Origin of the sequence: Embleya sp. NPDC020630 (genome assembly GCF_044334985.1) — a bacterium.
In the GTDB taxonomy this organism is placed as follows: Bacteria; Actinomycetota; Actinomycetes; order Streptomycetales; family Streptomycetaceae; genus Embleya.
Genome location: NZ_JBIRUB010000009.1, coordinates 245,256 through 256,022, shown reverse-complemented (window position 1 = coordinate 256,022; position 10,767 = coordinate 245,256). Strand labels below are relative to the sequence as shown.

Genomic DNA, 10,767 nt, shown 5'->3' with positions numbered 1-10,767 from the left:
CATGAACACAACCGATCGGGACTCCACGGACGTGGACGTCGTCGTGGTCGGCGGTGGACCGGGCGGCTCGACCGTCGCCTCGTTCGTCGCGATGCGGGGCGGCCGGGTGCTGCTGCTGGAGAAGGAGAGCTTCCCCCGGTATCAGATCGGCGAGTCGCTGCTGCCGTCGACCACGGAGTGGATCTGCGGGCTGCTCGGCGTGGCCGACGAGGTGGAGGCGGCCGGCTTCCAGACCAAGACGGGCGGCACCTTCCTGTGGGGCGCCAGTCCCGAGCCGTGGTCGTTCACCTTCGCGACCGACACCCACCGCGGCCGCCACGCGTTCCAGGTCGAGCGGATGAAGTTCGACAAGATACTGCTGGACAACGCCCGCCGGGTCGGCGTGGACGTGCGCGAGCGGTGTTCGGTACGCGATGTCCTCGGCGATCCGGAGCGGGTGCGCGGCGTGCGATACACCGACGCCGACGGGGTGGAGCACGAGGTCACCGCGAAGTTCGTCGTCGACGCCTCCGGCAACACCAGTCGGATCCGCCGGCATGTCGGCGGTACCCGCGAACTCGCCGAGTACTTTCGCAACATCGCCGTGTTCGGGTACTTCGAGGGCGGCAAGCGCATGGACCCGCCCCGGCGGGGGAACATCCTGTGCGCGGCGTTCGGCGGCGGCTGGTTCTGGTATATCCCGCTGACCGACGAGTTGACGAGCGTGGGTGCCGTGGTCCCGGCCGAGATGGCCGACAAGATCCAGCAGGACCGCGAGGGCGCGCTCGAGCGGTTCATCGCCGAGTCGCCGATGATCAGCGACTTCCTCGGCGACGCACGGCGGGTGACCGAGGGGCCGTACGGACAGGTGCGGGTGCGCAAGGACTACTCGTACAGCAACACCCGCTTCTGGCGGCCCGGCATGGCCCTGGTCGGCGACGCCGCCTGCTTCGTGGACCCGCTGTTCTCCACCGGCGTCTACCTGGCCACCTACAGCGGACTGCTGGCGGCGCGCTCGATCAACAGCGTGCTCGCGGGCCGGCTCGACGAGCAACGCGCTTTCGCCGAGGCCGAGTTCCGCCACCGCCGGGAGTACGAGCTGTACTACGAGTTCCTCAAGGCGGTCTACGACACGCACCAGGACGAGACCTCGTACTTCTGGACCGCGAAGAAGCTGACCGGCGCCGCGGCCTCCGAGGCCGACTCGTTCAGCTACCTCACCGCGGGTCTGGGCGCCGGCGAGTACACGCCGCTGGACGGTGGATCCGCGACCCCGGCGCCGCGCACGCGGGGGCGCGGGCCCGACGAGGACGCCGGGATGCGGGCGTTCTGGGAGGGCCGGACCCAGGAGTTCACCACCGAGAACCACCCGGACCCCAACCACCTGCGGCTGGAGGGCGACAACCACCGGCGGTTGCTCGACACCATCGCCGCCGGGTGGCGGGATCGACCCGATCGGCTGACCGTGTCGACGGACGGCATGTACTGGGAGGAGCCCGCGCCGACGCCCGCGCTCAGCGAGCCCTCGGCAGCCGAGGCCGGATGACTTCGGCGAACCGGGCCAGCGGCTCCGGCTGAGTCATCTCCCGGTGCTCGCACCCGATGTCGTGCACCTCGATCGGCCCGGTGACCCAGGGCCGCCAGACCTCTCGGTTCGCCGAGTCGGTCCGGCGGCCCTTCGTCGCGCGGAACAGCAGCAGGTCGCCGTCGAACACCGCCTCGGGCGGTCGGCGGATCAACCGGGCGTTGTTGAGGAAGACGTCCACGACGGCGTGCCGGCTCGCCGTGTCGAGCGCGGACAACGGACCGCCCTCGACGCCGAGGGCCGCCACCGCCCGAGCCCGGTCCGGCGGCGCGTGCGCCGGGTCCGGGGCGCCGCCGACGAAGTCCACCAACTCGGCGAGCAGTTCCGGCTCCGACGACCCCGACGGCTGCGACGGTACGCGGCCGTTCGCCGGACCGACGCCCGGGAAGCTGTCGAGCACGGCCAGCAACGCGACGGCCTCGCCGCGCGCCTGCAGCATGGTCGCGAGGGTGTGTGCGACGTGCCCGCCGAAGGACCAGCCCATCAGGTGGTACGGGCCGTTCGGCTGCACCTTCAGGATCTGTTCCAGGTAGTCGGCGGCCATCTCCGCCACGGTCGCCGGCAGCGGCTCGCGACCGTCCAGGCCGCGTGCCTGGAGGCCGTGCACGGGCTGGTCGTTGCCGAGGTGGTGCAACAGCCCGGCGTAACACCAGCTCAGCCCGATGCCCGGATGCACGCAGAACAGCGGTGGCCGCTCGCCCCGGGTGCGCAGCGGCAGCAGTACGCCCAGCGCGTCGCGCCGGTCGCCCTCGCCGAGCCGCTTGCCCAGCTCGGCCACGGTCGGCGCCTCGTACACGTCCCGCACCGACGGTTCGGCGCCCAGGACGTCGCGCACCCGCCCGACGAGGTGCGCCGCGAGGAGCGAGTGGCCGCCGAGGTCCAGGAACGAGTCGTCGATGCCCACCGACGGCAGCACCAGCGCCTCGGCGAAGAGCCGGCACAGCACCTCCTCGCGGGGTGTGCGGGGGCCACGACCGGCCGGGTTCGGCTCGACGCGCGGGGCCGGCAGCGCCCGCCGGTCGGGTTCGCCGTCGGCGGTCGACGGCAGGTCCTCGAGGACGACCACGGCGGTCGGCACGGGACGCTCGCGCAGGGTTCCGCCCAGATAGGCGGCGCCGGCCAGGTACGCCCGCAGCGCTCCCGGGTCGATCCGGCGGTCCGGCGCCGGGACGGCGTAGCCGACCAGCCGGCCGTCGGTGAACGTGACGGCGGCGCGGGCCACGTCGGGATGCTCGGCCAGGATCGGCCCCAACTCCGCCAGGTCGGCCGGATCGATCGCGTCGGGCGGGGTGTCCTCGCCGCCGGCCGGCTCGCCCAGAGCCAATCGCGCCGCCAGGCCGGCCACGGTGGGCGACTCGAACACATGCCGGACCGACAGTTCGACGCCGAGCACCTCACGCACGCGGCCGAGCAGGCGGGTGGCCAGCAACGAGTGGCCGCCGAGGTCGAAGAAGTCGTCGTCGACCCCGACCGCCTCGACCCCGAGCACCTCGGCGACCAGTTCGCACAGGGTCTGCTCGGTCGGCGAGCCGGGTCGCCGTCCGCCGCCCGCGCCGGGGGTCTCGGGCGCCGGCAGCGCGCCGCGGTCGAGCTTGCCGTTGCCGGTCAGCGGCAGCGCGTCGAGCACCACCACGGCCGCCGGCACCATGTGTTGCGGCAGTCGGGCGGCGAGCGAGCGGCGCAGCGCGACCGGTTCGACGGCGCGTCCGGGCTCGGGGACGACGTACGCGACGAGCCTGCGGTCACCGGGCCGGTCCTCGCGCAGGACCACCACCGCGACGCCGACCTCGGGCTGTTCCGCGACGGCCGCCTCCACCTCGGCGGGTTCGACCCGGAACCCCCGCACCTTCACCTGGTCGTCCGCGCGGCCCAGGAACCGCAGGGTGCCGTCGTCGTGCCGGCACGCCAGGTCCCCGGTGCGGTACATGCGCGAGCCGGGCGGCCCGAACGGATTCGCCACGAACCGCGTGGCGGTCGGCCCCGGTCGACCCCGATAGCCGCGGGCCACTCCGGACCCCGCGAGGTACAGCTCGCCGGGCACCGCGATCGGCGCGAAGGACAGGCCCGGCGAGAGCACATGCGCCTGCGCGCCGCGAATCGGCGTCCCGATCGGCGGTGCCTGGTCGCCGTGCAGCGCGGCGCTCGCGGTGGCGCAGACGGTGTACTCGGTGGGCCCGTAGGCGTTGACGAGGGTACGTCCCGGCGACCACTCGGCCACCAGCGTGCCGGATACCGCCTCCCCGGCGACGACCACCGTGGTGCTCGGGGGGATCGTGTCGGCGGGGATGCTCGCGAGCACCGCCGGGGTCAACGTCACGTGGGTCACCGCCGGCCGGCCGGCCAGGGCTTCGACGATGGCGTCGATGCGCGGGCGCCCGGGTTCGGGCAGGACCAGCGCCGCGCCCGAGGTCAGCGCCTGGCACAGTTCCCAGAACATCGCGTCGAAACCCATCGACGCCGCCTGGAGCACCCGGCTGCCGGGGGCGACGCCCAGCGTCTCGCGCTGCCATCGGGCCAGGCTCGGCACGCCGGCGTGGGTGACGAGCACACCCTTGGGCGTGCCGGTCGAGCCCGAGGTGTGGATCAGGTAGGCGGGGTGCGCCGGGCACAGCGGCCGGCTGCGCTCGGTGTCGGCCGGCTCGTGGTCGGGCAGGGCCGCCCACCGGCGGGCGAGGTGCGCGTCGTCGAGTACGAGGGTGGACGCGGCCGAGCCGTCCGGGAGCGCGGCGTGGTGCTCGTGGTCGGTCAGCACCAGGTGTGGCGCGGCGTCCGCGAGCAGGAACCGCAGCCGCTCCACCGGAAGTTCGACGTCCAGGGGCACGAAGGCGCCGCCCGCCTTGAGGATCGCGAGCAGTGCCACGATCAGCTCCACCGAGGGCGGCAGCGCCACCGCCACCAGCCGCTCCGGGCCGACCCCGCGGCGCATCAGGTGGCGGGCCAGCCGATTGGCGCGGCCGTGCAGCTCCCGGTAGGTGACCGTCGCCGTACCGCAGTGCACGGCCGGGGCGTCGGCGTGCGCCCACGGCGCCAGCAACTCGGGCACCGTGGCGATCGGGGTGTCGTCGTCCACCGGCCCCGCGGCCAGGGACCGCAGCCGATCACGCTCGGCGGGTGTAGTCAACTCGATTCCCACGACCGCCAGTTCGGGATCGGCATCGACCACTTGGCGCAACACCCGGAACAGCCGGTCGCCGTGCGCGGCCACCTCCGGGCGCCCGTACAGGGCCGGGTTGGCGTCGAAGTTCAGCTCGTATCCCTCGCCCTCGCCGAGGTCCTCGGCCGCCACGGCGAAGTCGGCCACGGGCCCGTTGGTCAGGCTGTGTACGCGCCAGGTCCGCCCGCCGGAGCGCAGACTTCGCGGGAAGGACGTCACGTTGACCACCAGGCCGAACAACTCCCGGTCGCCGGTGCCGCGTTGCAGGGTTCGGCTCAGTTCGCCGCTGCCGTGCCGCTGGTAGCGCAGCGCTTCCAGCAGTCGCTCGGCCGCCTGTGCGCGCAGCTCGGCCACCGTCGTCGCGGGGGTCACCGTCATGCGCAGCGGCACCGCCTGGGCCAACATCCCGGGGATCCGACGCAGTTGCCGACTGTCCCGCCCGCCGACGGCGAGCCCGATCACGACGTCCGACGCGCCGGTGATCCGGTGCAGGTAGGCCGCCGCGGCGGCGACCAGGTGGGCCGGCGCGCCCGACGCCGGCGGCCGGTTCGGCGCCGCGGTTCCGCGCAACGCGGCGTGCGAGAGCCGTCGGGTCTCGCGCAGGAAGTCGGTGGGCAGCGCGGCGGGGGGTTCGCCCAGTCGCACCGGCTCGGGGGCGTCGCGCATGCGCTCCAGCCAGAAGTCCCGACACCGCTCGAACGCCGCCGAGGCGCGGAACTCCGTTTCGTCGGACAGCAGTTCGGCGAGGGGGCCGAAGCCGCACGGCGGTAGCGGCGCGCCGTCGTGCAGCGCCGGGTACACCTCGGCGACGCGGCGCACCAGCAGCCCGACGCTGTACGCGTCGAGCAGGAGGTGGTGGTTGGCCAGATACCACAGGAACCGGTCGGGCCCCTCGCGGAACAGCGCGAACGAGAACAGCGGCGCCCGCTCGATCACACGCGGCTCGCGCAGGTCGGCGCGCATCCGCTCCAGGGCCGTGGCGCGCGGGTCGGGCGCGGCGCCGATGTCGAGATACGGCAGCGACCAGTCCGGCTGCGCGCCGACGATCTGGCGCGGCTCGCCGTCGACCTCGACGAACCGCAGTCGCAGCGCGTCGATCTCGTCGACCACGTGCCGCAGCGCGGATTCGAACACCTCGGGCCGGACCGGGCCGAGGATCTCGACGTAGCCGCCGATGGTGTAGACGGGGTTCGCGGGGGCCGACTGTTGTGCGAGCCAGATTTCCCGCTGCGCCGCGGTGAGGGGCAGTGTCGCGGCCGTGGCACCCGGTTCCATCTCGCTCCGTTTCCTGTTCCTTCGGTTCCCTGGGGTTGCGGTCAGATGGTGATTCCGCCGTCGATCTCGAAGACGGAGGCGGTGATGTAGGCGGCGCGGTCGGAGGCGAGGTAGCCGATGAGGTCCGCGACCTCCTCGGCGCGGCCGAACCGGCCCAGCGGTACCGCGTCGAGCAGCTTCTTGCGCGCGCGTTCGGGCATCGCCCGGATCATGTCGGTGTCGACGAGTCCCGGCGCGACCGTGTTCACCCGGATCCCGAACCGGCCGACCTCCTTGGCCAGCGCCTTGGAGAAGCCGATGATGCCCGCTTTGGACGCGGAGTAGTTCGTCTGCGAGGGGTTGCCATGCACGCCGGCGACCGAGGACAGCGTGACCACGCTGCCCCGTCGCCGCTTCATCATCGCGAACACCGCGGCCCGGCAGACCTCGAACACGCCGGTGAGGTTGGTCTCCAGGACGCTGTGCCACTCCTGGTCGGACATCAGCACCAGCGGCTGGTCGCGGGTCACGCCGGCGCACGTGACCGCCACCTCGACCGGACCGAGGCGGGCCTCGGTCTCGGCCAGCCAGGCCCGGACCGCGTCCCCGTCCGCCACGTCGACCGGTACGGCCAGGCAGCGCGCGCCCGCCTCCTCGACCAGCGCCTCGACCTCGTGCGCCGCGGCCGCGTCGGAGCGGTAGCAAAAGCTGGTGTCGAAACCCTCCCGGGCCAGGCGCAGCACGGTGGCGCGGCCGATCCCGCGCGAGCCGCCGCTGACCAGCGCCACCCGGCGATCGTCGTCCGGCATCGTCTTTCCCCTCAGGCTCGTGGCCGGCGGGCGGCCGAGTGACGCTCGCCCAGCCGCAGCAGCGCGCAGGCGACGGTGCCGTCGCGGTCGACGGAGCTGACCAGCGCCGCCCGCCCGGCGGCCGAGGGCAGCCGGTCCGATGCGCTGAGCACGGACACGAGTTGGAAGGCGGCGGAGGCCGCGCCGGTGTCGCCGAACGGCAGGTGCGGGAGCCGGTCGAGCGCGTCCGGGGCGAACAGCCGTGTCAGCGCCGCCCATTCCCGATCGCCCGCGGGCCCCGGCGGCCGGCTCGGCGACACCGCCCAGACCTCGTCCGCGGCCACTCCCGCCGAGGCCAGCGTCTCCAGCGCCACCTGCCCGATCGCCTCGGCCGGATCGTCGCCGTGGTGGACCCGGCTGCGTACCGAGAGCAGTTCGGCGAGCACGGGAGCGCCGGCCGCGCCGTCGCCCAGGATCACCGCGCACCCCTCGCCGAGCGGCATCGGATCCGCGTCGTCCGCCCGGGCGTGGTGTTCCAGCCAGGAGCGGGTCACCGAATACTCCTCCGCCGCGCCGCACACCACCCGCCGCGCCCGACCGCAGGACAGCAGTCGCCGCTGGTAGCTCAGCGCCAGCAGGCCGGCCGCGCGCCCGCCGGCGATGGTGGCGTTGGGTCCGCGCAACCGGTAACGGATCGCGCATTGCCCGGCGGCGCAGTTCATCACGGTGTTGGGGGTGCGTGCGGGGTCGACGTGATACGGGCGCGCGCCCTGGAACGATTCGCGGGTGAAGTCGGTCATGCTCTGCACGCTGCCGGTGGCGGTGCCGAGCACGAGTCCGGTCTGCTCCGGCGCGTCCGGCGCCGGGTCGGGGTCGGCCTCCGCCAGCAGCCGTCCGACGGCGACCGCGGCCAGCGCGGTGACCCGGTCCATGGACCGGGTTTTGCCGCGGAGCGCTTCCCGCGGCGAGAAGTCGGGCACCAGGCAGGCCCGCGAGCCCGGTGCCGGCGGGGGTGTGGAGGTCGGCGCGGCGGCGGGTCGGGCGCCGGACCACAGGCCCTCGGTGAAGGCGTCCCGACCCACGCCGAACGGTGATACGGCGTCCCACGCCGTGATGGCGATGCCCATGCGACGATTCCTCACTGGTATCTGCCGAGGACCACCACGGCGTTGTTGCCGCCGAAGGCCATCCCGTTGTTCTGTACGATCCGCAGGTCCGCCTCGACCGACGTGTTGGGAACGCAGTCGATCGCGCATTCGGGGTCGGTGCGTTCGTGGTTGATGGTGGGCGGGATGAAGCCGTGGGTGATCGCCAGCGCGCATCCGATGGCGCCGAGCGCGCTGGCCGCGCCCATGGAGTGCCCCAGCATCGACTTCAACGCCACGGTGCGGGGCGGGTGTTCGCCGTACACCTCGCGGATGGCCATGCTCTCGGTGACGTCGTTGGGGATCGTGCCGGTGCCGTGCGCCGAGATCAGGTCGACCTGGTCGGGGGTGACGCCGGCGTCGCGCAGCGCCAGATCGATGCAGCGGGCGACGCCCGCCTGGTTCGGCGCGACCGGGTGGAAGGCGTCGCAGCTGAGCCCGAATCCGAGGATCTCCGCGTAGATCCGGGCCCCGCGGCGCAGCGCCGAGCCCAGTTCCTCCAGGACCAGCACCCCGGCGCCCTCGCCGGTGAGGATCCCCTTGCGGTCCACGTCGAACGGTTGGCACCGGTCGGGCGCGATCGTGCCCAGGCGGTAGAAGCCGGCGAACGTCTTGCGGCACATGGCGTCCGCGCCGCCGCACAGGGCCACGTCCACCTCTCCGGAGCGGATCGCGTCCAGGCCCGTCCCGATCGCGTAGTTGCCCGCCGAGCAGGCGGTGGCCACGGTGGACGCCTCCGCCCGGTTCAGCGCGAGTTCCTGGGCGACGGCGGTGGAGAGCCGGATCGCGGACACCCGCCGCACCGCGACCGGGTCGTACTTCTCGGGTCCGTCGGCGAGTTCGCTCTCCACGAGCCGGTCCAGGTCGTACGCCTCGCCGTCGGTGGTTCCGATCGCGACCAGGACGGGTTCGTCCCGCAACCGGTCGAGCGGCAGGCCCGCGTCCTCGACGGCCATCCGGGCGGCCGCGACCGAGAACCCGGTCGCCTTGCCCAGCGTGTCGATGTCCAGGTTGCGGATCCACTCGGCCGGATCGAATCCGACCACCTCACACCCGTTGCGGTGCTCGAAGCCGTCGGTGTCGAACACGGTGATCGGTCGGACCCCGCTGCGCCCCTCCCGCAGTGCCCGGGCGAATTCGTCGGCGCCGATGCCGATGCTGGACAGCACCCCGACGCCGGTGACGACCACGCGCCGCCGCCCGGCGGGCGGGTGGTCCGCCGCTGCTCCTGTTGCCATGTGCGCCCCCTCGGTCGGCCGGCCGCTACCAGCCCGGCGTCGCGTCGAGTACCTCGTACACACCGCGCAGGTTGACCATGCGCGGCACTTCGGACTGGGCGATCACCACGTCGAATCGCTTCTCCAGTCCGGCGAGGATCTCGATCAGATTCAGCGAGTCGGCCTCGTGGTCGTCGACGAATCTGCTCGTTTCGGTGACCTCGGACCGGTCCAGCTCCAACAGTTCGCAAACGAGGTCCGCGACCTGGCCCCGGCGTTCGTCGTCCATGTGTGCCCCTCTTCCGTCCCGACCCCCGATGCGGGCGGGTTTGCCGTCATCCGGCCGTACCGGAGCCCGGTACGGCGCTCGTCGTGGGTTGCCGCCCCAGACGTACGGGCAGGTCCACCAGGCCGTGCATGACCACGCTCGGGCGCCGGCGCAGTTCGCCGACCGGGACCGCGAGCGTGATGTCGGGGAAACGTTCGACCAGCCGGCCGAGGGCGACCTGCGCCTCCATGCGGGCCAGCGCGGCTCCCAGGCAAAAGTGCATGCCGTGCCCGAAGCTGAGGTGGCCGGTGATCCGCCGTTCGATGTCGAAGGCGTCCGGGTCCGGGATGCGCGCATCGTGGTTGGCCGCGCCCAGCGCCAGCAGCACGAGGTCGTTCGTCGCGATCGGGGAGCCGTGGATGCTCATCGGTTCCGCCGCGTATCGCCAGGTGGTGACCGGGGCCGGCGAGTCGTAGCGCAGTGTTTCCTCCACCGCCGCGTCCACCAGTTCCGGCCGCTCGCGCAGTCGCGCGAACTGGTCCGGGTGCTCCAGGAGTGCCAGCAGCGCGCTGCCGAGCAGGTTCACCGTCGTCTCGTGGCCGGCGATCAGCAACAGGCAGGCCATCGACACCAGTTCCAGCGGGGTGAGCCGGTCGCCGGTGTCACTGGCCTCGACCAGGTCGGAGAGCAGGTCGTCGCCCGGCGCGGAGCGTTTGGCGGCCATCGTCTGCGCGAGGTAGCCGCCCATGGCCGTGGTGGCCCGGCGCAGCTGGTCGCGCGAGGAGGAGCCCACGACGACGGTCGACCACGCGCGGAAGGAGCGCTGGTCGGCGCGCGGAATGCCGAGCAGTTCGCAGATGACGGTGAGGGGCAGCGGGAAGGCGAAGGCGTCGATGAAGTCGACGCTCCCGTCCGCGGCCCGCACGACCATGGCGTCCAGCAGTTCGTCGGTGAGTTGCCGGACGAGCGGGCGCAACCGCTCGATGCGGCGCGCGCTGAAGCCCTGCGCCACCAGCTTGCGCAGCCTGGTGTGCTCGGGCGGGTCGCTGTTGAGCATGTCGGTGGCGACCATCTCGCCCACGTGCGATCCGTCGAGCCCTGGCGGTGTGGCCCGGTCGATGATCGCCCGCAGCCGGGCCGAGTCCTTGCACAGGCGCCGGTCGGCGAGCGCGGCCAAGACCTCCGCATGGCCCGTGACGACCCACACCAAAATGCCGCTCGGAGTATTCGCGCGATGTATCGGACCCACCCGGCGCAGCTCGGCGAATACGCGGTAGGGATCCTGCATGTAGCGGTCGCTGAATAGGCCGTGCTCATGCACCGATTCGATCGCCACGACGCCCTCCTTTCCTCCGGTTGCCGTCTTCGGGTCGCCGC

General features: G+C 73.0%; 7 protein-coding genes. 1 reads left to right on the top strand and 6 read right to left on the bottom strand.

Annotated elements, in window-relative coordinates:
* The first annotated feature begins 1 nt into the window (after nt 1).
* Nucleotides 2-1,525 (top strand): tryptophan 7-halogenase, encoded by a 1,524-nt coding sequence (locus tag ACH4XV_RS29115; protein WP_395794840.1) that lies wholly within the window; start codon nt 2-4, stop codon nt 1,523-1,525.
* On the opposite strand, the gene ACH4XV_RS29110 is transcribed toward ACH4XV_RS29115, so the two are convergent.
* Genes ACH4XV_RS29110 through ACH4XV_RS29085 form a run of 6 tightly spaced genes read right to left on the bottom strand, consistent with a single transcriptional unit; the run spans nt 1,494 to nt 10,726 of the window.
* Nucleotides 1,494-5,993 (bottom strand): amino acid adenylation domain-containing protein, encoded by a 4,500-nt coding sequence (locus ACH4XV_RS29110; RefSeq protein ID WP_395794838.1) that lies wholly within the window; start codon nt 5,991-5,993, stop codon nt 1,494-1,496. The genes ACH4XV_RS29115 and ACH4XV_RS29110 overlap by 32 nt on opposite strands.
* 41 nt (nt 5,994-6,034) lie before the next feature.
* Complete coding sequence (fabG, locus tag ACH4XV_RS29105; protein WP_395794836.1) at nt 6,035-6,781, bottom strand: 3-oxoacyl-ACP reductase FabG; 747 nt, start codon at nt 6,779-6,781, stop codon at nt 6,035-6,037.
* An 11-nt stretch (nt 6,782-6,792) separates the two neighbouring features.
* Complete coding sequence (locus ACH4XV_RS29100; protein ID WP_395794834.1) at nt 6,793-7,887, bottom strand: beta-ketoacyl synthase N-terminal-like domain-containing protein; 1,095 nt, start codon at nt 7,885-7,887, stop codon at nt 6,793-6,795.
* A gap of 11 nt (nt 7,888-7,898) precedes the next feature.
* Complete coding sequence (locus ACH4XV_RS29095; RefSeq protein WP_395794832.1) at nt 7,899-9,143, bottom strand: beta-ketoacyl-[acyl-carrier-protein] synthase family protein; 1,245 nt, start codon at nt 9,141-9,143, stop codon at nt 7,899-7,901.
* A gap of 25 nt (nt 9,144-9,168) precedes the next feature.
* Complete coding sequence (locus ACH4XV_RS29090; RefSeq protein ID WP_380027661.1) at nt 9,169-9,411, bottom strand: acyl carrier protein; 243 nt, start codon at nt 9,409-9,411, stop codon at nt 9,169-9,171.
* A 46-nt stretch (nt 9,412-9,457) separates the two neighbouring features.
* Nucleotides 9,458-10,726, bottom strand: a complete 1,269-nt coding sequence (locus ACH4XV_RS29085; RefSeq protein ID WP_395794830.1) for a cytochrome P450 — start codon at nt 10,724-10,726, stop codon at nt 9,458-9,460.
* Nucleotides 10,727-10,767 lie beyond the last annotated feature (41 nt).